Below are 21,976 nucleotides of genomic sequence, written 5' to 3'. Positions count from 1 at the left end.
CTGAACACTCCGCCATCCTGTCTCGTGTTCGGGTCCAGGGAGACCATCCCTGGTCTCCCGCACATCGAATGACGATGTGCCCATGGCTGCCCGCTCGGGGCTTCGCCCCTCGCCCCCCTTTGCAAAGGGGGGAGCGCGCTAGGCGCGCAGGGGGATTTTTCATGGGTGTTCATTGGTTCGGCTGTTCCAGAAAATATGGTGCGTTCACCCAAGGCGGGCCCGCACCCATCTGGGCACCGATCTCAGCGCGGCGTCGAGATTTGCAGGCTCGGTGCCGCCGGCCTGCGCCATATCGGCGCGCCCGCCGCCCTTGCCGCCCACTTGTTCCGCTACGTGGTTCACCAATTCCCCCGCCTTGATCTTGGCGGTACGGTCGGCGGTCACGCCGGCCACCAGCCGCACTTTGCCGTCCTCGACCGCGGCCAGCACCACAGCCGCGGAGCCGAGTTTGTTCTTCAACTGGTCCACGGTGTCGCGCAGCGTTTTGGCATCCGCGCCGTCCAGGCGCGAAGCCAGCACCTTGAGGCCGTTCACTTCGACCGCCTGTGAAGCCAGGTCGCCTCCCTCGCGGCTCGCGAGCCGGCCCTTCATCTGCTCCAGCTCCTTTTCGAGTTTGCGATTGCGGTCCACGAGCTGCTCAACCTTTTCGCTTACGCGGTCGGCGCTGGATTTCGTCAGCTCTGCCAGTGCGTGCAGCTTGCGCTCGACCTGTTGCACCCACTGCACCGCGCCTTCGCCGGTGAGCGCTTCAACGCGGCGGATGCCGGCCGCCACACCCGACTCTGAAACTATCTTGAAGAAACCAATGTCGCCCACACGCCGCACGTGCGTGCCGCCGCAGAGTTCGGTGGAAAAATCGCCGAATTTCATCACGCGCACCGTGTCGCCGTATTTCTCGCCGAACAGCGCCATGGCGCCAAACTTGATGGCGTCGTCGTAAGCCATCTGACGCACGTCGGCTGCGGCGTTGTTGCGGATCTCGGTGTTCACCAAGTCTTCGATCTTCTGCAATTCCTCCGGCGTCACCGGCTGGTTGTGGGAAAAATCGAAACGCAAGCGGTCCGGGGCCACCAGCGAACCTTTCTGCGTTACGTGCATGCCGAGCACCTTGCGCAGGGCCGCATGCAACAAATGCGTGGCGGAATGATTGAGCACGGTCGCTGCACGCAGTTTCTCATCCACCTGTGCTTCCACCGTCTCACCCAGCTTGAATTCACCTTTGACCACAGTGCCGAGATGCGCGTGCGCGCCACCGCCGCGCCTCTGCGTGTCCTCGACTTTGAACTCACCTTTGGCCGTGCGCAGAACGCCCTGGTCACCCACCTGACCGCCGGATTCCGCATAGAACGGCGTACGGTCCAGAACCACCATGCCCTGCTCGCCGGCCTTGAGTGACTTGACCGCATCTTTACCTCGGAACAGCGCAACGACTTTGCCTCTGTCCGTCAGGGTCGCATAGCCCGTGAACTGCGTTTCGCCCGTGATTTCCACGTCCTGAGCATACTCCGCGCCGAACTGGCTCGCCGCCCGACCGCGCTCGCGCTGTCTTTCCATGTCGTTTTGAAATGTAGCCTCATCAACTTTAATGCCGCGTTCGCGGCATATATCCATTGTTAGGTCTATGGGGAACCCATAAGTGTCATAGAGTGTGAAAGCTATGTGCCCATCCAATATCTTGATTGGCGCAATTTCTTTAGCACCGAATCTAAGAACGCGATGTTTGAATCGATATTTATTTTGCTGTGACCGAATTCGCTCCAGATCTGACTCAGCCATCTCACCAATAATTGCAAAAATGTATTCTGCAATACGGAAAGACTCGCCATGTTTTTCAAAAAAATCAAGTTTTCTAGCAATTCGATCATTAATTTTGTCGAGACCATCTCTATTAAGATGCGAAAAATCTATGACTATTTCTTGATCGTTATCTAGCGAAAAACATGCGTCATACGAATAGCCAATAGCATTAGAACCAGTTCCTTTTGTAGTCGCCCCGTTAATACCTGTCTCAACAACAGGCATTTTCTTTCTAAAATCGGAAATAATGAAAGACTCAGGAGTGAGTCCGCGCTCAAGCAGAACAAGTCCATGTTGCAACGTCTCACTAAACTTTTCTTCTTCCTTCAATAGCACCTTATCTACGTGATCTGCGGCTTTGTGCAGTTCCAGATAGGCCGCACCCATCTCCTGGTCCAACACTCTCACCAACTTGTGGAAAAACGGCTTTTCTTGGCCAAGCTTGTAACCGTGGCGCACGGCGCGGCGGATAATGCGCCTCAGCACGTAACCACGGCCTTCGTTGGAGGGTAATACGCCATCGGTAATCAGAAATGCACAGGCGCGGATGTGATCGGCAATGACGCGCAGCGACGGACTGGACAAATCCTTGGCGCCTGTGACCTCTGCCGCCGCTTTTATCAAATGCTTGAATAAATCAATGTCGTAATTGGAGTGCACGCCCTGCATGACTGCGGCGATGCGCTCCAGGCCCATGCCGGTGTCCACACAAGGTTTGGGCAAAGCCGTGAGCTTGCCGTCCGCATCGCGGTCGAACTGCATGAACACGAGGTTCCAGATTTCGACGTAGCGGTCGCCTTCCGATTCTGCGCTGCCGGGCGGACTGCCGGCCACACCGGCACCGTGATCCCAGAAAATTTCCGTGCACGGGCCGCAGGGACCGGTATCCGCCATCTGCCAGAAGTTGTCGGATGCGTACGGTGCTCCCTTGTTGTCGCCGATGCGCGCGATGCGCTCCTTCGGCACACCGACCTCTTTCGTCCAGATATCGTAAGCCTCATCGTCGGTGTGATACACCGTGACCCAGAGACGGTCGGCCGGCAGTTTCCAGACTTTAGTCAGCAGTTCCCAGGCCCAGGCAATCGCGTCGCGCTTGAAATAGTCGCCGAACGACCAGTTGCCCAGCATTTCAAAAAACGTGTGATGCCGCGCGGTGTAACCCACGTTTTCAAGATCGTTGTGTTTGCCGCCCGCACGCAGGCAGGGCTGCACGTCGGCCACACGCAGGTGCCGGGGCTTCTCGCGGCCGAGAAAAATATCCTTGAACTGCACCATGCCGGAGTTGGTGAACAACAAGGTGGGATCGTTGGCCGGCACCAGAGATGCGGCGGGTACGATGGTGTGCTTCTTGTTACGAAAGAATTCCAGAAAAGATGCGCGGATTTCGTTGGTGGTCATCATGTTTATAAGAGTGAGGAAGTGAGGAGTCAGGGGTGAGGAATAAGAGAAGAGACAACTCGGTTTTCTTTTACCTCATTCCTCACTTCCTCACACCTCACTTGAATTCTTGATTAATCGCCCCGCGGCGGTCCCGGCCGCGACGATTCTTGGAATCGCGGCGAATATCGCCGCTCCCACAACACCGCCGCTCCTACGCCTCATCTACGTCGCCTTTCATCACCTGTCGGATCTGCTCGGCGGTAAATCCACGCTGCTGCAAAAAACGCGCCTGCCGGGCGCGTTGCGCGTAATCCCGCGGCAGTGCCGCTCCAAAACGCTTGCGCCGGACGTGCTCCGCATTCACCACCCAGGCGTCGCGATGCTCGGCCAGCCTGGCTTCCACTTGCGCCGTATCCACACCGCGGCCGTGCAATTCCTCGCGGATCTTCGCCGGTCCGGTACCACGGCGCAGGCGTGACGCAACGAATTCTTCCACAAAACGCGCGTCACTGACCAGATTTTGGGCCGCTAGCGCGGCTACTACGTCAGCAACCGGTTGCGGGTCGAACCCGCGCGCCAGTAATTTGGCCGTCAGTTCCTGCGTGGAGTGCTCGCGCCGTGCCAGCAGTCGCAGCGCGGATGCGCGGATGCGCGTGGGGTCGCGCGCCGCCTCGCCCTCAGGCTTCTTCGGCTTCGAGCGGCTCACCAACCGGCGCCTTGGTCTTCTTGGGCAAGAGCCGGTCGCGCAGCGCCTGTTCAATTTCCGCGGCCACTGCGGCGTTCTGTTGCAGATACTCGCGTGCGCCGTCCTTGCCCTGGGCGATTTTCTTGCCTTTGTAGCTGTACCAGGCGCCGGATTTCTCCACCAGATTCTGCTGCACGCCCAGCTCGATGATTTCGCCGGCGCGCGAAATGCCCTCGCCGTAGAGGATCTCGAATTCCGCCTGCCGGAACGGCGGCGCCACCTTGTTCTTCACCACCTTGACGCGCGTCTCGCTGCCGATGACCTCTTCGCCTTTCTTGATGGAACCGATGCGGCGGATATCGAGCCGCACCGAGGCGTAGAACTTGAGCGCATTGCCGCCGGTGGTGGTTTCGGGATTGCCGAACAGCACGCCAATCTTCATGCGGATCTGGTTGATGAAGATCACCAGGGTGTTGGAACGCTTGATGTTCGCGGTCAATTTGCGCAGCGCCTGGCTCATGAGGCGCGCCTGCAGGCCCATGTGTGAGTCGCCCATCTCGCCTTCGATTTCCGCCTTGGGCGTAAGCGCGGCCACCGAATCCACCACCACCACGTCCACCGCCGCCGAGCGCACCAGCATGTCGGCAATCTCCAGCGCCTGCTCGCCGGTGTCCGGCTGTGAAATCAGAAGATCATCCACGTTGACGCCGAGCTTGGCGGCGTAGGTGGGGTCGAGCGCATGTTCCGCGTCCACGAACGCGGCCGTGCCGCCCTTCTTCTGCACCTCGGCAATCACCTGCAGGGTGAGCGTGGTCTTGCCGGAGGCTTCCGGCCCGTAGATTTCCACCACGCGGCCGCGCGGCAGGCCGCCGACGCCGAGCGCGATGTCGAGACCGAGCGAGCCCGTGGACACCACGTCCACGTCGCGCGAGGCGCTGTGGTCGCCGAGACGCATGACCGATCCCTTGCCAAACTGCTTCTCGATCTGGGAGAGCGCCGCGGCCAGCGCTTTTTTGCGATTGTCATCCATGGGTCACCTGTTTTCTTTGGGCCAAAAGACGAAAAATTGCACGGAAAACCCGCTGAAAACCATTATTTCACAGTTCCGCAGCAGCCGCAGCCGGCGCGCACAACGGCCAGGAAACCAGCGGCCGGTATTCGCTGCCATGCCGGGCGGCAAGTGAATGTACCAGCACGAACTCGCGCACCGGCCAGCGGATCGGACGCACAGTTCCCGGATTTCCCGGCTTGGAAACTTTGCGCGCGAGCGTCACGTGCGGCAGAAAGGGCCGGAGGTCCACCGCTACACCGCGCGTTCTCAGCGCGCGGCGCAAGTCCGCTGAAAACCGGCTGCCGGCCTCGGGCACGCTGGCCGGGGCCAGCCACACCACCCGCGCATCAGGCCAGAATCCCGGGCGGTCGAGTACCAGATCAAAGGGTTCGCCTTGGGTCGCGTCCGCGGCCGCGCGCGCCGCAGCTGATCCGTCCGGGTCCAAGTGACCCAGAAACGCCAGCGTTATGTGAAAGTTCTCCGGCGGTACCGGCTTGCCGCCGCTGGTGTGCACGGCGTGGCGGGTCTCCTTATATAGGGAGTGACGCAGGGTATCGTCCGGCCACAGGCCAAAAAACAGCCGCTGGCCGTCAGCCGCCGAGGCCATCCACCAATCCCTGGAGCGCCGCGGCCACGGTTTGGCGGCGCACCGCCTCGCGGTCGCCGTCGAACTGGAAATGCCGCGCGCTTACATGCCGATCCGGCCAATGCCAGGCAACCCACACCGTGCCCACCGGCTTGTCGGCGCTGCCGCCGTCGGGCCCGGCGATTCCGCTTACCGCGACCGCCAGCGGCACCTGCCCACGCTGCGCGGCGCCCATCGCCATCTCGCGCACGGCCTGCTCAGAGACCGCACCGTGCAGACTCAGGGTATCCGCGCCCACGCCCAAATCGCCGCGCTTCGCCTCGTTGCTGTAGGTCACGAACCCGCGCTCGAACCAGCCGGAACTCCCGGCGATATCGGTGATGCTTTTGGCTATCCAGCCGCCAGTGCAGGACTCCGCCGTGACGAGCTTCAGGCCGCGCGCCAGTAGCCGCGGGCCCAGTTCTCTGGCGAGTGTTTCCAACGCGGCATCGTCACAAGCAGTGAAATTGCGGCTCTCCGACATGTGCTCAGCCTAGCACCGCTTGCCATCTCCGGCGACCGCCTCTAGCATCGCCGCTCTCTACCGGAACCGCCATGACCGATCGTCCCGACGACGCTTTCAACGACCACACGCCGGTCATGCGCCAGTATCTGCGCGTCAAGGCGGAGCATCCGGACACCCTAGTGCTGTACCGCATGGGGGATTTCTATGAACTGTTCTACGACGACGCGCGCAAGGCGGCACGCCTGCTCGACATCACGCTCACCCGGCGCGGCCAATCGGCGGGCGCACCCATTCCCATGGCAGGCGTGCCCTATCACCAGCTCGACAACTACCTCGCAAAACTTGTGAAGCTCGGTGAGTCCGTCGCGATCTGCGAGCAGGTCGGCGATCCGGCTCTGGCCAAGGGCCCGGTAGAACGCAGGGTGGTGCGCATCGTCACGCCCGGCACGGTCACCGACGAGGCGCTGCTGGAGGAGCGCCGCGACAATCTGCTCGCGGCCCTGCACGCGCAAGGCCCGCATTACGGTCTTGCCGCATTGGATCTTGGGAGCGGGCGGTTCACGGTGCTGGAAGTGGACGGCGATGACGCGCTCGCCGCGGAACTGGAACGGCTCAAGCCCGCGGAACTTTTATTTAATGAGGATGCCGTACTGCCACGCGCGGTCACGGAACGGCCCGGTGCGCGGCATCGCCCACCCTGGCATTTCGATGCCGGCACGGCCACGCGCTTGCTGACCGCGCAGTTCAAGACCCGCGACCTTGCCGGCTTCGGCTGCGAAGAGCTCCCCGTTGCCGTGGCCGCCGCGGGCTCGCTGTTGCAATACGTGCAGGAAACCCAACGGACTAACCTGCCGCACATTACGGGCCTTTCCGTCGAGCGGCGCGACGAAGCGCTGATCCTGGACGCGGCCACGCGCCGCAATCTGGAAATCGAGACGAGCTTTGCCGGTCAGCCGGAGCACACACTCGCCGGCGTGATGGACCGCACCGTTACCGCCATGGGCGCACGCCTGCTGCGCCGGTGGCTGAACCGCCCGCTGCGTGACCACGCACTGCTGCGCCAGCGTTACCACGCCGTCGCTACTTTGCAGGAAGACCGCCGCCATGACGCGCTGCGTGAAATCCTGAACGGCATCGGCGATCTGGAACGCATCCTCGCGCGTGTCGCGCTCAAGTCCGCGCGCCCGCGCGACCTCGCCCAGTTGCGCTACGCCTTGGGCGAATTGCCGGCGCTGCAGTCCCAAATCAAGCCGCTGGATTCACCGCTGATTGATACCCTCGCACAAGACGCTGGCGAACACCCTGAAACCCACGCACTGCTTCAAAAGGCCATCGTCGAAAATCCGCCCGCGCTGATCCGCGACGGCGGCGTGATTGCAGAAGGCTACGATGCGGAACTCGACGAGCTACGCAAACTCAGTGAGCACGCCGATCAATTTCTGACCGACCTTGAATCCCGCGAGCGCCAGCGCTCCGGCATTGCCACGCTGCGCGTCAACTACAACCGCGTACACGGTTACTACATCGAAGTCGGCCGTTCGCAGGCGGACAAGGTGCCGGCCGACTATATCCGTCGTCAAACCTTGAAAGGTGTTGAACGCTATCTCACGCCGGAATTGAAAAGTTTCGAGGAAAAAGTTCTCTCGGCACGCGAGCATGCGTTGGCGCGCGAGAAATCTATTTACGATGAACTGCTGGACAAGCTGATCGGGCAACTCGGCGATTTGCAGAAAACCGCTGCGGCGCTCGCGGAACTGGACGTGCTCGCCAATCTGGCCGAGCGTGCTGCCGCACTCAGTTTCACGGCGCCGGAGCTGACCGATGCGCCGGTGCTTCACATCGAGGCCGGACGGCACCCAGTGGTGGAACAGGTAATTGACGCGCCGTTCGTGCCGAACGACCTGGAATTGAACGATACGCGCCGCATGCTCATCATCACCGGCCCCAACATGGGCGGCAAATCCACTTACATGCGCCAGACAGCGCTCATCGTGATCCTGGCTCACATCGGCAGCTTCGTGCCCGCAGACAAAGCCGTGCTTGGGCCACTGGACCGCATCTTCACCCGCATCGGCGCTTCCGATGATCTGGCCGGCGGACGCTCAACGTTCATGGTGGAAATGGTCGAAACCGCCAACATCCTCAACAACGCTACCGACCAAAGCCTCGTGCTCATGGACGAAATCGGCCGAGGCACCAGCACCTACGACGGCATGTCGCTCGCTTGGGCCGCGGCCAGTTACATAGCGCGCGAACTCAGGTCCTTCACCCTGTTCGCTACCCATTACTTTGAACTGACTGCCCTGCCGGAACTGGTGGACGGCTGCGCCAACGTGCACCTCGACGCCACCGAGCACGCACACGAACTCGTGTTCTTACACGCGGTCAAGGAAGGCCCGGCGGATCGGAGTTACGGCCTGCAGGTGGCCGCACTCGCCGGTATACCCAAGGCCGTCATCACCGAAGCCCAAGGTCGGCTTGCCGCCATGGAAGCCGAATCCCAGCAGCGGGACAACCGAACATCTACAGCTCCGCTACCGCAACTGGGATTGTTTGCGCCGGAACATCCGGCACTGGCACAGTTACGCGAATTGGACGTGGAAAATTTCACGCCCAAGCAGGCGCTGGATCTCTTGTACGAATTGAAAAAGACTTCCGGGAACGGTTAATATCCGCTTACGGCCAATGGCAGACCTTTATGGCCAAGAGAAATAAGTATGAATAAGAAGATGTGGGCACTTGTTCTTATCTTGTTTGCTTGCGTATTCAGTAACAGCGCAAATGCAACATTTCCTATTATAAAAGGTGTACAGCTAATACAGTACTGCAATTTAAATAATATAAATGCGGATAAGGATAAATGGAATGCATGCACATTATTCGCTGATGGCGTCATTACAGGGTCGATAGATCAGTCCATAACTGATGCCATCAATGAAAAAATGGGGCCGAAACCAACCAAAGGCAAAGTACATGCGGCCACGCACTTTTGTATACCTGCTCACAATTACACGATGTTTGAAATGGGAGTAATAGTCTCGAAGTACCTTTCGTCACATACGCAGCTACTTAACCAAGACGCGGACGATTTAGTGGTATGGGCTTTTGAAGATGCCTGGCCTTGTCCAAAATAAATGTCCGCTTCCAGCCAAAAACGGGCGTTAACGCTCAAACCTTCTCGATTTTAAAAAACGAATTACCTGCTCCTCCGCCTCGGGATTGAACAGCAAGCCGGTGTGAGTGGTTTTGATTTCAGTGTAATCCGTGGCGCCGGCCAAGCGGGTTTCTTCCCCTGTGATCAGGTCCTTGTGCGGCTCCGGCAAATTCAGATGCAGACGATGGCCTTACGACAACGCATCTGCTAAGCCCGCACTTCCACCAGCCTGACTACCGACCGCGAGCCCGTGGCTCGTGCGTAGCGTTCCAAGGTCCGCAGGCTGGGTTTGGTGGCCCCGCTTTCGAGGCGCGCCACTACGCTTTGTGTCGTGCCCATGCGCTTGGCTACCTGGGCCTGCGTCAGCCCCGCTCGTGTGCGTGCTTTTATCAGTTCGTGGGCGATGGCAAATTCCTCCGCCAAAGCCTCATATTCGTGGCGGAAGGCTGAATCCCGTATCCAGCGCTTCTTGATATCGGAAAACTTCGTCATGTTGTCACCTCGCGCATCCGGCGCCGGGCAAGTTCCAAGACCCTGGCCGGGGTTTTCTGGGTTTTCTTCACAAAGACATGCAGGATCACTACCCGCTTGCCGGCGGCGGTAACGTAGATTGCACGCGCGATCCCGTCCTTGGCTTTGGCACGAATTTCCCAGAGTTTGCCTTCAAGATACGCGACATGCGGTTCGTGTACGTGCTCCAAGCCTACGGTTTCTATCAGCTCCACAATCCGGGCCAGCCGCGCTTTCAGGGATATCGGCAATGCGTCCAGCTCCGCATCCACTGCTGCATTCAAAGTCTCAACGGTCCATGTCATTTTATCGCCTTTTTGCTATAGACTCCATTCTGATCAATCAATCCCCCAAGTCAAATCCAGCGCATGAACTCAATGCTATCCGAAGCGCCCGCTTTTGATGAAGAGGATCACCTGCTCCGCCACTTCGGGATTGAACAGCAGGCCGGTGTGAGTGGTTTTGACTTCCGTGAAATCCGTAGCGCCGGCGAGGCGAGTTTCCTCTACTGACACCAGGCCATCGTGCGGTTCGGGTAAATCATGGCGCAGGGGATTCAAACCAAAACCCCCGGTGCCGGCAATCACCCCGAGTTCGCGCTGGCCGTTCCACTTGGGATCGTATTCTTCGGCCAATCCGTCAGGGCCGCTGCGGCCCAGTATCCAGCCGAGATGTTTGGCTACCAAGTTGCGCGCAGCCAGACTGCCTTTCACCGGTGAGCCCAGAAGAACCACGCGGCCGGGCGGAACTTTCGCTCCGGACTCCAGCATGCGCAGGATCACAAGGCCGCCGAGACTGTGGCCGACGAGGTGCAGTGTGTTCGCCTTGAGACCTACGATGTAATCCGCAAGTCGTGCGGCATTGGCGCGCACCGGTTCGAGCACGGTGTGGTAGTTGATTTGGTGGGTTTCAAAACCGGCGTGCCCCACCCGCAGGCGCAAAAGCGCCAATTCCAGGCCGGTCATGTACAGGCCGTGAACAAAGACAACAGTTTCTTTATTTGCGGCCACGCACTATTCCAAGTGTAAGTTGCGGCGATTCCGTGGGAGCGGCGATATTCGCCGCGCATCCAGCATTATCGTGGTCGGGCTGCTCCCGGCATCCCTGCCTATCGCAGCACTTGTATTTCCATATACATCCGACACCGGTCCCACAATAGTATGCCCTTCAGCCTAACTCTACCCTCTTGGCCAAACCCGGTTTCCGCCGAGGCGGTGTGAATCTATTATCATAGAAGACCCTTGGCAGGTGCATTTTCCCTCGACCAACTCATGAACGATATAGGTCATCTCAAACAACGGCGCCACAGCGTGGCGGTCAAGATCGGTTCGGTGCAGGTGGGCGGCGGCGCACCCGTGGTGGTGCAATCCATGACCAACACCGACACCGCCGACGTGGAGGCCACGGTCAAACAGGTGGCGGACCTGGCACGCGCAGGCTCCGAGCTGGTGCGTGTAACCGTAAATACCGAAGCCGCTGCGGCTGCCGTGCCGCACATCCGCGAAAAGCTCGAGGCGCAAGACGTCCATGTGCCGCTAATCGGCGACTTCCATTACATCGGTCACAAGCTGCTCACCGCGTACCCGGCCTGCGCCGAGGCGCTTGCCAAATACCGCATCAACCCCGGCAACGTCGGCCACGGCAGCAAGCACGACACCCAATTCGCGGCCATCATCGAGGTGGCCATCAAGAACGACCGCCCGGTGCGCATCGGCGTGAACTGGGGCAGCCTCGATGAGGAACTGCTCACGCAGATGATGGACGATAACGCCAAATCGAAGCAGCCGCTGGAAGCCAACGAAGTCATGCATGCGGCCATGGTCGCCTCGGCGCTGCTGTCGGCGCAACGCGCGGAGGAGCTTGGATTGCCGCACGATCACATCGTGCTGTCCTGCAAGATGAGCGGCGTGCAGGACCTGATTGACGTCTACACGCGCCTCGCCGCGCAGTGTGACTATCCGCTGCATCTGGGCCTCACCGAAGCCGGCATGGGCAGCAAGGGCATCGTGGCCTCGACCGCGGCGCTCGCCGTGCTGCTGCAGCAGGGCATCGGCGATACCATCCGCATCTCGCTCACCCCTGAGCCGGGCGGCGACCGCACGCGCGAGGTGATCGTGGCGCAGGAAATCCTGCAGACCATGGGACTGCGCGCCTTCGTGCCGCTGGTCGCGGCCTGCCCCGGCTGCGGGCGCACCACCAGTACCGTGTTCCAGCACCTCGCCCAGGACATCCAGAGCTACATCCGCACGCGCATGCCGGACTGGAAGCAGGCTTACTCAGGTGTCGAGGCCATGCACGTCGCAGTCATGGGCTGCGTGGTCAACGGGCCCGGCGAGAGCAAGCACGCCAATATCGGCATCAGCCTGCCGGGCACGGGCGAGCAGCCCAACGCGCCGGTGTTCGTGGACGGAAAAAAAACCACTACGCTGAAAGGCGCCAAAATCGCGACGGAATTTCAGCAGATCGTAGAAGATTATGTGCGCAGTCATTACCAACCCCGGGCTTGAGCCGCTTTCTCCAGCCTCAGGGCACCAACGGGACGCAAACGGGTCTATATAAGACACAGGCCGGATTGCCGACATGCGATCCGCGAGGCAAACAGTCATGGGCAAAGCCACCAAATACGCCGCCAAGGTTCCCGACCGGAACGGGCGCATCCCGTACACAAAGGAAGAAGACGCGGTCTGGCACGATCTCATCATCCGCCAGCGACCGATTGCCGAAAAATACGCCTGCCCGCAGTACCTCGAAGCACTGGAGCGCATGAATTTCCCGACCGACCGCATTCCGCAGCCCGAAGAAGTGTCGGCCGTGTTGCGCAAGCACACCGGATGGGAAGTGGCGGCGGTGCCCGCGCTGATTCCCTTCGATGAATTCTTTGCGCTGCTTGCAGACAGAAGATTTCCCGCGGCCTCCTTCATCCGCAGCCGCGAGGAGATGGATTACCTGCAGGAGCCGGACATCTTTCACGAAATCTTCGGCCACACGCCGTTGCTGACCGACCCGCGTTTCGCGGCTTTCAGCCACGCCTACGGCAAGGCTGGAGTCAAGGCCGATAAAAAAGACCATTTGTGGCTCGCACGGTTGTACTGGTTCACGGTCGAATTCGGTCTGATCCGCGGCACTCAGGGTCTGCGCACCTACGGCGCAGGCATCGTCTCCTCCTTCGGTGAGACGCCTTACTCGATTGACAGCCCGCTGCCGCAGCGCAAACCGTTCGATCCCATCGAAGCTTTGCGCACGCCTTACCGCATCGATATCTACCAATCGGTGTATTTCGTCCTCGATGGACTCGAAGACCTGTTCAAGCTGGCGCAAATGGACCTGATCGGCCTGATCAACGAGGCGCGCCGGCTCGGTCTGTACACTCCCACCTATCCGCCCACTGAAAAGAAGATTTCCTGGGCTGCGTAGCACCCTTCATTCAACTCACTAACGGAATCACCATGACTGAACTGGCCGACAAGCATTGCGTCCCCTGCGAAGGCGGCGTGCAGCCGCTTACCCGCGAAGAAGCCGAGCGTTATCTCAGGAAAATCGCACCCGATTGGCAGTTGGGCGCGGACGCCAAACAGATTTACAAGGACTTCAAGTTCAAGGGCTTCAACGCCACCATGGGCTTTGTGAACGCGGTTGCGTGGATCGCCAACCAGGAAGGCCATCATCCCGACCTCGAAGTGGGCTACGGCCACTGCCTGGTGCGCTATACCACTCACGCCATCGGTGGACTGTCGGAGAATGACTTCATCTGCGCCGCCAAGATAGACAAGCTGTTGGCGAAGTGACTCCCGATCACCCGGCTGCTTCACTGCATGGGTGGAATTACGGCTTGTGGGAGCGGTCACCCCGACTGCGATAATTACCGGACTCGCGACGGGGATCGTCACTCCCGCAATACCACCGCTCCCCTGGTCCGAACTCTCCTACATGCGCGTCAGCGGTCGAAATTTGGCGTTCAAACCCATGGCACGGCGCATAAATGCGCTCTTGAGCGGCGTAAATCGGTCCACAGCGTTCAATCCTGCGTTGCGTAGCAGTGCTACGGGTCGAATATCGTTGCCGAAAAGGCGTTTAAATCCGTCCAGAGCCACAATCATGGCGAGGTTGTCGCCTTTGCGCGCACGTTCATAGCGGCGCAGCACCGCCAGATCACCGATATCACGCTCGCACGCCACGGCCGCGTGGATTACCGCGCTCAGCGCGGCGGCATCCAGTAATCCCAGATTCATGCCCTGACCGGCCAGCGGATGTACCGCATGCGCGGCGTCGCCGATCAGCGCCAGGCGTGGGCGCACATACGTGCGCGCGCGCAGTCTTTGCAGGGGGAATGCCGTCCGTTTTGTGGTGCCGGTGATATCGCCCAACACGTGTTCGCTGGCCTCGGTGATTGCCGCGCAAAATTGTGCATCGTTGAGTGCGCGGACTTCCCCGGCGCGTGCGTCATCCAGCGACCACACGAGTGAAACCCGCCCGTCGGCCAGCGGCAGCAGCGCCAGCGGCCCGCCCGGCAGGAAGCGTTGCCGCGCCGTGTTGCAATGCGGTTTTTGCGTCGACAGGTGCGCGACCACGGCCTGCTGCCGATAACTCGCACCCTTGGTTTCGATGCCGGCCAACTTGCGCACCGCCGATTCGGCGCCGTCCGCCGCCACCAGAAGGCGCGCGTGCAACCGCTCGCCGCCTTCCAAGCTCAGCGCAACATGCTGCGAATCGAAATGCACGGCTTCAGGCTTGGCGGGATGAATGGCCGTGAGGTTACCTGCCTGTTCCAACCGCTGCCACAACGCATGCTGGAGCAGCCGGTTTTCGACTATGTAGCCCAGCGCCTCTTCCCCCACTTCGGCACAATCAAACTTGATTTGCCCGCGACCGGTTGCATCCCACACCTGCATTGCCGTGTAAGCGCACACGCGGCTGGCCGGAATTGACTTCCAGGCCCCGACCGCGTCGAGCAGCTGCTGCGAACCCGGCGAGAGCGCAAACACACGCAGATCCCACTCGCCCTGCGCATCAAAGCGCGGCGGCTCGCGCGCATCCAGAATCGCGATGCGCAGGCCGCTGTCGCAGAGCGCGGCCGCGAGCGTCGCACCTACGACACCGGCGCCCACGATGATGACATCAAATTCCTGTTTCATGCCGGTCCGGTTTCACGCGTGATGCGCGCGCGCATGCCGGCCAGGCCGGCACCGCGGCGCAGAAATTGCCGCCGCAGAAAAGGCAGCAATTCCAGTCCCATGAGGCCGGCATTACGGGCGAACGCAACGGACTGCAGGGGATTGGAGAAGGTGCGCGTCAGCAAATCCGTGAATACGGCCGTACCGGTTTGATCGCGGCGCCGGCTTTTGACGTACGCGGCGAGCAGCGACGCAGCGCCGATGTCGGCACCCTGTTTTGCGGCACCGCCGAGCACGTCCACCAGGGCCGCCACGTCGCGCAACGACAAATTGAATCCCTGCGCCGCAATCGGACTGAGACTGTGCGCGGCATTGCCGAGCACCAGCGCGCGGCCGCGCACCTGTGCCGCCGCGCGCACCAGTTTCAGAGGATAGCTCTGGCGTTTGCCGAGCCTGGAAAATCCGCCCATGCGCCCATTGAAAAGCGCCTCGGCCGCTTGCAGGAATTCCGCATCGGGCAGCGCCAACAATTTCTCGACCCGCGCGCGTTCCGCTGTCCAGATGAACGCATAGCGTTCCGCGCCCATGGGCAGCAGCGCGAGCGTGCCCTGATCGGTGAAGCGTTCACAAGCGCACCCGGCCTGCGGACGCCCGACGCTGAGATTGCACACCAGTGCGCTCTGACCGTAATCCCAGACGCGCGCCGTAATGCCGAGCTGTGTGCGGATTTCGGATTGCGCGCCGTCAGCCGCCACCAGCAGCCGGCTGCTCACCTGCCGTTCGGCACCGCCTGCGACCGTGGCCACGACACGGTCCGGCCGCATCGTGACTCCGGTTACCCTGGCCGGGGCCAGCATCTGCAGGTTTGCCTGACGGCTTAGACAGGCGCTGAGCGCCGCGCCGATTGCGCGGTTGGGTACGACGTAGCCCAGCGCCTCGGTGCCCAATTCCTGCGCGTTCAGGCGGGTTTTGCCGAATCGCCCGCGCTCCGATACGTGCACCTCGCGAATGGACTCGGCTTCCGCGGCCAGCGCGGGCCACACGCCGATGCGCGCGAAGATGCGCTGGCTGCCCACGGACAGGGCGGTCACGCGCTCGTCGTAACTCGACTGGCCGGGAGCGCCGAACGGCACCGCTTCCACGACACCCACTTTCAGCGGCAAGGGTGCGAGTGCCGCGGCCAGGCTCGCGCCCACGAGCCCGCCGCCGGCAATCAGCACGTCGAAATCGAATGCTGGAACGGATTTCGCCAGCTCACTTATCGCAGGTTTCGGGACCTTGGTCCGCGTGGAAGTCCGGCGCCTGCCTTTATGGCGGGCCGCCTGCCGCTTTGCGTGTGGCTCTTTGCCACCAGCGGTGCGGCGGCGTTTTACAGCGCGGGAACTCACGATCCTGGACTCCTCACTCCTGATTCCTCACACCGCACGCGGTATTCAGGCGGCCGGCCGCATGAAGGCTTCGACATCGTCCGGCTGCTTGATGAGCGCGCCGCTCAGCACCTCCGGCGCGCCGCGCGTCACCAGCACATCGTCCTCGATGCGCACGCCGATGTTCCACCAGCGTTTCGCGACACCCTTGGTGCGGGCGGCGATATAGATGCCGGGCTCGGCGGTCATCACCATGCCCGGCTCCAGGACGCGCCAGTTGTCGTCCACCTTGTAGTCACCCACGTCGTGCACATCGAGACCCAGCCAGTGGCCGGTGCGGTGCATGTAGAACTTCCGGTACGCCTCGTCGCGTATCAGTTTGGCGACCGGCCCCTTGAGCAGTCCGAGTCTGACGAGTCCGGCGGTCAGCGCTTTCACCGCCGCCGCATGCGGCTCGTTCCAGTGGCGTCCGGCGCGCATCTTGCCGATGGCGGCGGTCTGCGCCGCGATCACCAATTCGCAAATCGCGCGCTGCTCGGGAGTGTAACGCCCGTTGACCGGAAATGTGCGCGTGACGTCGGACGCATAGCTCTGGTACTCGCAGCCGGCGTCTATCAGCACCAGCTCGCCGTCCATGAGCGTGCAGTTGTTGTCGATGTAGTGCAACACGCAGCCGTTGGCACCGCCGCCGACGATCGGATTGTAGGCAGGCGTTCCGCCCGCGCGGCGGAACTCATACAGGAATCCGGCTTCCAGCTCGGCCTCGTTCAGGCCCGGACGGCAAGTGCGCATGGCGCGCTCGTGCGCACGCACTGAGATGGCCGCCGCCTGGCGCATGGCGTCGAGTTCCGCGCGGCTCTTGTAGAGGCGCAGATCGTGCAGGTGATGATCCAGCGACACGAACTCCTGCGGCGCCTGCGGGCCGGTTGTGCCATGCGCACGCAGACTGTTGACCCAGCCGATGACGCGCGTGTCGAATTCCGGGTGATTGCCCATGGTGTAGTACACCCGCTCGCAGCGCTCCATCAGGCCCGGCAGGATGTCGTCAATGTCGCCGATGGGGAACGCATCGTCGGCCCGATACTCGCGCACCGCGCCTTCCGGTCCGGCGCGCCGGCCATTCCAGGTCTCCATGAGCACATCGCGCTCGCGGCAGAACAGGATGTACTCCGCCGGCTTGCGGCCCGGCACCAGCACCGCTACCGCTTCCGGCTCGGGAAAGCCGGTGAGATAGTGAAAATCGCTGTCCTGGCGAAACGGGTACTGGGTGTCGCGATTGCGCAGCTTTTCGTGGGCCGCCGGCACGATGGCAATGGCCCCCGGCCCCATGCAGCGCATGAGTTCGCGGCGGCGGTGGACGAATTCTTCGGGTGGCATGGCGACCTTGGATAGCTACCGGAGCAGGGACTTAATGTAATCCACACGCAAACGGATGTGTACCTGCCCGGGCCGCGCATCAGCAATCCGTATGCCAAAGTTTTTATTTTTGCGACGTTGACCGTGCCGCGGCTGCGGCTCTATAGTGATTGCATGCATACCGAAAACGCCCGTGAACTGCTCGAGCAGGAACTCAAGCGGCTGGAAGGCCGTGTGGCAGAGCTGGTGGCGCAGTGCACCCGGCTGCGCGGCGAGAGTCGCTCGCTGCGCGACCGCCTGGAGGCCCTGTCCGCGGAACGCGCGGGCCTGCTGGCCCGGAACGAGCAGGTCCGGGGCAAGGTGGAGGCCATGATTCTGCGCCTCAAGTCCCTGGAGGAAAGCGCGTGAGCGACGAGTTGGCGCGGATCACGGTGCGCATCCTCGACAAGGATTACCAGGTCGCCTGCCCGGACGAGGAACGCGAGGCGCTGCTGGAATCCGCCGCGCTGCTCAACCGCAAAATGCAGGAAATCCGCGAGAGCGGCAAAGTCGTGGGGCTGGATCGGGTCGCGGTCATGGCGGCTCTCAACCTGTCGCACGAAATCCTGCAGCATCAGTCGGCGACAGATCAGGCCCAGCAAGCTCTGGTCGAGCGCCTGCGGGCGCTCAACGACCGCCTGGCGAGCGCCAACAGCACCACGCTGACGCACTGACGCGCTCTTTCGTTGCGCGCCCCGGGTGTGGCAATATCTGGATGTCTCGGCGTCTCCTGTGGTGTGCGATACGGGCTGGGTTACTCTTTGAGCCTAAATCAAACCCCCGGAACTGGCCCAGTGATGTCGGTGTGCAGGTCCGCCTTGCAGCGGAAAGCCTAAAGCATCACGGTCGGCTCCACCTGAACCTTTGGTTCAAGGGCGAAAGCCGGTAACGGCACCAATGGGAGACGCCCCTTGATTCCTCCTGCCGCCAACCGCAATGACCTGCGCCACGAGTTGCGTGCACGTCGGCGTGCGCTCGATGCGGCGTCCTGCACCGCGGCGGCTCGGAAACTCGCAACGCGGGTGGCGGATCTCGCCTACTACCGTTCGGCGCGGCATATCGCCGCGTACATGGCGGTCGAGGGCGAGATGGATCCGGCGCCGTTCATGCAGCACGCCGACCACGAGGGCAAGCAGCTGTATCTCCCGCGCCTGGTTGCGGGGCGCACGCACACATTACAATTCATCCGCTGGACTCCCGGCACGCGCATGCAGCCCAACCGCATTGGCATACCCGAGCCCACCGACGACAAGAACGGTGCAATTCCACCCGAAAAGCTCGATCTGGTGCTCACGCCGCTGGTCGCGTTCGACCGCCATGGGCAGCGCCTGGGTACGGGCGGCGGCTATTACGACCATACGTTTGCCTTCCTCAAGAGCGGCGCCACGCGCCCGCTGCTCCTGGGCTTGGCCTATGAATTCCAGCTCCTGGAGCATATCGAGCCCCGGCCCTGGGACGTGCCGCTCAATGGCGTCGTCACCGACCAGCAGGTTTACCTGTTTGCCGCGAACCGGGTGCGCACGCCATGAATTACTGGCTGATGAAATCCGAACCCTCGAGCTTCAGTGTTGACGACCTCGCGCGGGCGCCGCGCCGCGCCACGGTCTGGGACGGGGTACGCAATTTCCAGGTGCGCAACATGCTGCGTGATCAGATAAACAAAGGCGATTTGGCATTCTTCTACCACTCGGGTGGCAGCGCACCGGGCATTGCGGGCACCATGAAAGTAAGCCGCAGCGGTTATGTGGACGCCAGTGCTTTCGACCCGCAGGACCATCATTTCGACCCGCGCAGTACCCTGTCGAAGCCGCTCTGGTATTGCGTGGATGTCACCCTGGTGAAGCGCTTCATGCGCGTGGTCACACTCACTGAACTGCGCCGGCATGTCGCACTCAAAGACATGCTTATCCTGCGCCGCGGCAACCGTCTGTCCATCTCGCCGGTGAGCGCCAAGCACTGGCAATACATCCTCAAATTGGCTGCGCAAACCTGAAAAAAACCGCGCACGCATCAAATTTGTTGCGCAAAACACAACACACACACCTGCAACACGTTCGAAAATGCGTTTTGCTGGTGATTTGTGACATCAAAGTTGCAAATAACGCTTGCAAAACTGGAAATTCGCATATTCTTGTATATACTCAAGTGCGTGTGATCTAACCGGGAGGATCTCAGACCATGAAACGCAAAGCGAAAGTGAAGAAGACCAAGGTGATGGCCAAGAGAAGGAAAAAGGCCGCCGTGAAGAAAGCCGCCCGCAAGGGTGGTCGTCGCAAGAAAGCCGGTGGCCGCAAGAAAAAGGCCCGCGGCAAGAAAAAGAAGAAAGGCGGTCGCCGCCGTCGCAGGAAAGCCGCTGACGCGGCGATGTAAAGCCCTCAAGGCTTTGCTAAACAGGCCCGCTTCGGCGGGCCTGTTTTTTTGCGTGAATTACCCGCAGAATCCCCGCCATGAGCGCGGAAGACAACAAGAAACGAGCTGCCCGCGAGGCTCTCAATTGGCTGGATGACGCCCGCATCATCGGCGTGGGCACCGGCTCGACCGTCAATTATTTAATCGAGGCGCTCGGGGACATCCGCAGCCGTCTCGACGGCGCGGTTTCCAGCTCCGAGGCGTCCACCCAGCGACTCAAGGCACTCGGTATCCCAGTGCTGGACCTGAACGCTGCCGGAGAGCTATCGGTATATGTGGATGGCGCCGACCAGGCCAACCGGCATCTGCAGCTCATCAAGGGCGGCGGCGGCGCACTTACCCGTGAAAAGATTGTGGCGGCGGCGAGCGGACGTTTCATCTGCATTGTGGACAATTCCAAACTTGCGGACGTGCTCGGCAGCTTCCCGCTGCCGGTCGAGGTCATTCCTATGGCACGCAGCTACGTGGCGCGGGAGCTGGTCAAACTGGGCGGCCGGCCGGATTGGCGCCAGGGCTTTGTCACCGACAACGGCAACCAAATCCTCGACGTACACGGCCTCACGATCCTAGACCCGCCGGCGCTGGAAGCTGAAATCAACCAGATCGCGGGGGTGGTTACGGTCGGGATCTTCGCCCGCCGGCCTGCGGATGTGCTACTGGTGGGGTATGCGGATCGGGTGGAAAAAATCATGCCGTGACCTGCGTCTCCCAATCTAAAAGCGTATGCTATCATTGCAATCATGCGGACTTACGGAGACAGACATGGCCAACCTTGTGGTACGCAATCTGGATGACAACATCGTCCGGGCGCTCAAACAGCGCGCGGCTCGCCATCAACGCAGTGCCGAGGCAGAGCATCGGGATATTTTGAAGCGGGCACTTTTAAGCCCGGCACGCAAAACTTTCGCCCAGACGCTTGCCGCCATTCCGAACGTCGGCACTGACCATGACTTCGAACGGGTGGATGCCGGAGAAGTCCCCCGTGTACTTGATTGATACCGATGTCATCAGCGAAGTTCGCAAGCAGGGCAAGGCCGATGCCGGGGTAAAGCGGTTTTTCGAGCGTATCAACGCAGAACAAACACCGGTTTACCTGTCAGTTATCACCATCGGCGAGTTGCGGCGGGGCATTGATCTGATCCGTCATCGTGGCGATGTGCAGCAAGCGCAGCAACTGGAGACTTGGCTACAGAAGACCCTGGGCGAATACGCGGAGAATATTTTGCCACTGGATGTGGACAGTGCGCAGATATGGGGCCGGTTGCGCGTACCCCATCCCGAAAACGCATTAGACAAGCAAATCGCAGCCACGGCCCTTACCCACGATTTGACCGTAGTAACCAGGAATGTCCGCCATTACCACGGCACCCGCGTCCCTGTATTCAATCCGTTCGAAGCTTAGGTCGCTCCTGCCAAACGAAATACTCACTGTTTGCATGACCAAGGGTGATGCGAGGCGAGTGTTGGCAAGTAAGTGATGAACGTCATTTGTGGGATAAAAAAAGCCCGCTTATCAGCGGGCTTTATATCTTTGGCTGGGGGACTAGGATTCGAACCTAGATAAACGGAGTCAGAGTCCGTTGTCCTACCGTTAGACGATCCCCCAACGGAACGGGCAACGTCAGTTTAACGCTTAGAATACTGCGGACCGCGGCGGGCCTTGTGCAGACCGACTTTCTTGCGCTCCACGGCACGTGCGTCGCGCGTAACGAAACCCGCCTTACGCAGCGGTACGCGATTGACGGTGTCGTATTCAATCAAGGCGCGCGCCAAACCGTGACGAATGGCGCCGGCTTGGCCGGTGGTACCGCCGCCCGATACGGTGACGCTCACATCGAGACTGTCAATCTGGTTCACCGCTTGCAGCGGTTGACGCACGATCATGCGCGAGGTGACGCGGCCGAAGTACTCGTCGAGCGGCCGGCCGTTGACCAGGATGCGGCCCTTGCCGGGTTTGAGAAACACGCGTGCGGCCGAGGTTTTGCGACGGCCGGTGCCGTAATTGGTGCTGACTGCCATGGTTTAG

The 21,976-nt window shown here is 61.1% G+C and carries 25 protein-coding genes, 1 tRNA gene and 1 other RNA gene; 14 read left to right on the top strand and 13 right to left on the bottom strand.

Annotation, left to right across the window (positions count from 1 at the left end; genetic code table 11):
• Positions 1 to 204: 204 nt before the first annotated feature.
• The 5 genes from alaS to pncC all read right to left on the bottom strand — a co-directional run bounded on the left by alaS (position 205) and on the right by pncC (position 6,022).
• Complete coding sequence (alaS, locus tag VJR90_02345; protein HKV96315.1) at positions 205 to 3,195, bottom strand: alanine--tRNA ligase; 2,991 nt, start codon at positions 3,193 to 3,195, stop codon at positions 205 to 207.
• A 193-nt stretch (positions 3,196 to 3,388) separates the two neighbouring features.
• On the bottom strand, positions 3,389 to 3,883 hold the full coding sequence (locus VJR90_02340; GenBank protein HKV96314.1) for a regulatory protein RecX: 495 nt from the start codon (positions 3,881 to 3,883) through the stop codon (positions 3,389 to 3,391).
• Complete coding sequence (recA, locus tag VJR90_02335) at positions 3,855 to 4,892, bottom strand: recombinase RecA (protein ID HKV96313.1); 1,038 nt, start codon at positions 4,890 to 4,892, stop codon at positions 3,855 to 3,857. Before recA ends, VJR90_02340 begins: the two co-directional genes overlap by 29 nt.
• Positions 4,893 to 4,959: 67 nt before the next feature.
• Entirely contained in the window at positions 4,960 to 5,520 is a 561-nt protein-coding gene (gene thpR, locus VJR90_02330) for an RNA 2',3'-cyclic phosphodiesterase (protein HKV96312.1), read from the bottom strand.
• Positions 5,504 to 6,022, bottom strand: coding sequence for a nicotinamide-nucleotide amidase (gene pncC / locus VJR90_02325; GenBank protein ID HKV96311.1), 519 nt, complete (start codon positions 6,020 to 6,022; stop codon positions 5,504 to 5,506). The genes thpR and pncC overlap by 17 nt, the downstream gene beginning before the upstream one ends.
• 71 nt (positions 6,023 to 6,093) lie before the next feature.
• Here pncC and mutS point away from each other — a divergent pair, with 71 nt between their 5' ends.
• Together mutS and VJR90_02315 are read left to right on the top strand one after the other, a co-directional pair.
• Entirely contained in the window at positions 6,094 to 8,673 is a 2,580-nt protein-coding gene (mutS, locus tag VJR90_02320; GenBank protein ID HKV96310.1) for a DNA mismatch repair protein MutS, read from the top strand.
• Between the two features lie 48 nt (positions 8,674 to 8,721).
• Entirely contained in the window at positions 8,722 to 9,138 is a 417-nt protein-coding gene (locus tag VJR90_02315; protein ID HKV96309.1) for a Rap1a/Tai family immunity protein, read from the top strand.
• A 227-nt stretch (positions 9,139 to 9,365) separates the two neighbouring features.
• Here VJR90_02315 and VJR90_02310 read toward each other — a convergent pair whose 3' ends face one another.
• The 3 genes from VJR90_02310 to VJR90_02300 all read right to left on the bottom strand — a co-directional run bounded on the left by VJR90_02310 (position 9,366) and on the right by VJR90_02300 (position 10,678).
• Entirely contained in the window at positions 9,366 to 9,650 is a 285-nt protein-coding gene (locus tag VJR90_02310; GenBank protein ID HKV96308.1) for a helix-turn-helix transcriptional regulator, read from the bottom strand.
• Positions 9,647 to 9,973 carry a type II toxin-antitoxin system RelE/ParE family toxin gene (locus tag VJR90_02305; GenBank protein ID HKV96307.1) on the bottom strand — a complete coding sequence of 109 codons (327 nt, stop codon included), beginning with the start codon at positions 9,971 to 9,973 and terminating at the stop codon, positions 9,647 to 9,649. Before VJR90_02305 ends, VJR90_02310 begins: the two co-directional genes overlap by 4 nt.
• A gap of 75 nt (positions 9,974 to 10,048) precedes the next feature.
• Positions 10,049 to 10,678, bottom strand: a complete 630-nt coding sequence (locus tag VJR90_02300) for an alpha/beta fold hydrolase (protein ID HKV96306.1) — start codon at positions 10,676 to 10,678, stop codon at positions 10,049 to 10,051.
• 261 nt (positions 10,679 to 10,939) lie between these two features.
• Here VJR90_02300 and ispG point away from each other — a divergent pair, with 261 nt between their 5' ends.
• The 3 genes from ispG (at position 10,940) to VJR90_02285 (ending at position 13,453) form a co-directional block, all read left to right on the top strand.
• Complete coding sequence (gene ispG / locus VJR90_02295; GenBank protein HKV96305.1) at positions 10,940 to 12,175, top strand: flavodoxin-dependent (E)-4-hydroxy-3-methylbut-2-enyl-diphosphate synthase; 1,236 nt, start codon at positions 10,940 to 10,942, stop codon at positions 12,173 to 12,175.
• A gap of 73 nt (positions 12,176 to 12,248) precedes the next feature.
• Entirely contained in the window at positions 12,249 to 13,082 is an 834-nt protein-coding gene (gene phhA / locus VJR90_02290; GenBank protein ID HKV96304.1) for a phenylalanine 4-monooxygenase, read from the top strand.
• A 32-nt stretch (positions 13,083 to 13,114) separates the two neighbouring features.
• Complete coding sequence (locus VJR90_02285) at positions 13,115 to 13,453, top strand: 4a-hydroxytetrahydrobiopterin dehydratase (GenBank protein ID HKV96303.1); 339 nt, start codon at positions 13,115 to 13,117, stop codon at positions 13,451 to 13,453.
• Between the two features lie 138 nt (positions 13,454 to 13,591).
• Here VJR90_02285 and VJR90_02280 read toward each other — a convergent pair whose 3' ends face one another.
• The 3 genes from VJR90_02280 to VJR90_02270 all read right to left on the bottom strand — a co-directional run bounded on the left by VJR90_02280 (position 13,592) and on the right by VJR90_02270 (position 17,523).
• Positions 13,592 to 14,800 (bottom strand): UbiH/UbiF/VisC/COQ6 family ubiquinone biosynthesis hydroxylase, encoded by a 1,209-nt coding sequence (locus tag VJR90_02280; GenBank protein ID HKV96302.1) that lies wholly within the window; start codon positions 14,798 to 14,800, stop codon positions 13,592 to 13,594.
• A complete protein-coding gene (gene ubiH / locus VJR90_02275; protein HKV96301.1) occupies positions 14,797 to 15,999 on the bottom strand; it encodes a 2-octaprenyl-6-methoxyphenyl hydroxylase in 1,203 nt (400 codons plus the stop codon). The genes VJR90_02280 and ubiH overlap by 4 nt, the downstream gene beginning before the upstream one ends.
• Positions 16,000 to 16,212: 213 nt before the next feature.
• The gene (locus VJR90_02270) at positions 16,213 to 17,523 is read right to left on the bottom strand and encodes an aminopeptidase P N-terminal domain-containing protein (GenBank protein HKV96300.1); all 1,311 of its coding nucleotides are present in this window, start codon (positions 17,521 to 17,523) and stop codon (positions 16,213 to 16,215) included.
• 153 nt (positions 17,524 to 17,676) lie between these two features.
• Here VJR90_02270 and VJR90_02265 point away from each other — a divergent pair, with 153 nt between their 5' ends.
• From VJR90_02265 to VJR90_02225, 9 genes are all read left to right on the top strand, one after another.
• The gene (locus VJR90_02265; GenBank protein HKV96299.1) at positions 17,677 to 17,910 is read left to right on the top strand and encodes a TIGR02449 family protein; all 234 of its coding nucleotides are present in this window, start codon (positions 17,677 to 17,679) and stop codon (positions 17,908 to 17,910) included.
• A complete protein-coding gene (locus VJR90_02260; protein HKV96298.1) occupies positions 17,907 to 18,215 on the top strand; it encodes a cell division protein ZapA in 309 nt (102 codons plus the stop codon). The genes VJR90_02265 and VJR90_02260 overlap by 4 nt, the downstream gene beginning before the upstream one ends.
• Before the next feature lie 50 nt (positions 18,216 to 18,265).
• Positions 18,266 to 18,449, top strand: a non-coding RNA gene (ssrS, locus tag VJR90_02255) — 6S RNA.
• Between the two features lie 3 nt (positions 18,450 to 18,452).
• Positions 18,453 to 19,070 carry a 5-formyltetrahydrofolate cyclo-ligase gene (locus tag VJR90_02250; GenBank protein ID HKV96297.1) on the top strand — a complete coding sequence of 206 codons (618 nt, stop codon included), beginning with the start codon at positions 18,453 to 18,455 and terminating at the stop codon, positions 19,068 to 19,070.
• Positions 19,067 to 19,534, top strand: coding sequence for an EVE domain-containing protein (locus tag VJR90_02245; GenBank protein ID HKV96296.1), 468 nt, complete (start codon positions 19,067 to 19,069; stop codon positions 19,532 to 19,534). Before VJR90_02250 ends, VJR90_02245 begins: the two co-directional genes overlap by 4 nt.
• 185 nt (positions 19,535 to 19,719) lie before the next feature.
• Positions 19,720 to 19,911: a hypothetical protein gene (locus VJR90_02240; GenBank protein HKV96295.1), complete on the top strand. Its 192-nt coding sequence runs from the start codon at positions 19,720 to 19,722 to the stop codon at positions 19,909 to 19,911.
• Between the two features lie 77 nt (positions 19,912 to 19,988).
• Entirely contained in the window at positions 19,989 to 20,648 is a 660-nt protein-coding gene (gene rpiA, locus VJR90_02235) for a ribose-5-phosphate isomerase RpiA (GenBank protein ID HKV96294.1), read from the top strand.
• Between the two features lie 64 nt (positions 20,649 to 20,712).
• Complete coding sequence (locus VJR90_02230; GenBank protein HKV96293.1) at positions 20,713 to 20,946, top strand: DNA-binding protein; 234 nt, start codon at positions 20,713 to 20,715, stop codon at positions 20,944 to 20,946.
• Positions 20,933 to 21,352, top strand: a complete 420-nt coding sequence (locus tag VJR90_02225) for a type II toxin-antitoxin system VapC family toxin (protein ID HKV96292.1) — start codon at positions 20,933 to 20,935, stop codon at positions 21,350 to 21,352. Before VJR90_02230 ends, VJR90_02225 begins: the two co-directional genes overlap by 14 nt.
• 130 nt (positions 21,353 to 21,482) lie before the next feature.
• On the opposite strand, the gene VJR90_02220 is transcribed toward VJR90_02225, so the two are convergent.
• Both VJR90_02220 and rpsI read right to left on the bottom strand, forming a co-directional pair.
• Positions 21,483 to 21,556: transfer RNA gene (locus VJR90_02220), tRNA-Gln, on the bottom strand.
• Between the two features lie 20 nt (positions 21,557 to 21,576).
• Complete coding sequence (gene rpsI / locus VJR90_02215; protein ID HKV96291.1) at positions 21,577 to 21,969, bottom strand: 30S ribosomal protein S9; 393 nt, start codon at positions 21,967 to 21,969, stop codon at positions 21,577 to 21,579.
• Positions 21,970 to 21,976 lie beyond the last annotated feature (7 nt).

This window comes from Gammaproteobacteria bacterium (genome assembly GCA_035279405.1).
Lineage (GTDB): Bacteria > Pseudomonadota > Gammaproteobacteria > Natronospirales > REEB76 > REEB76.
The sequence above is the reverse complement of the archived record's forward strand: the minus strand, read 5'-3'. Positions and strand labels throughout refer to the sequence as shown.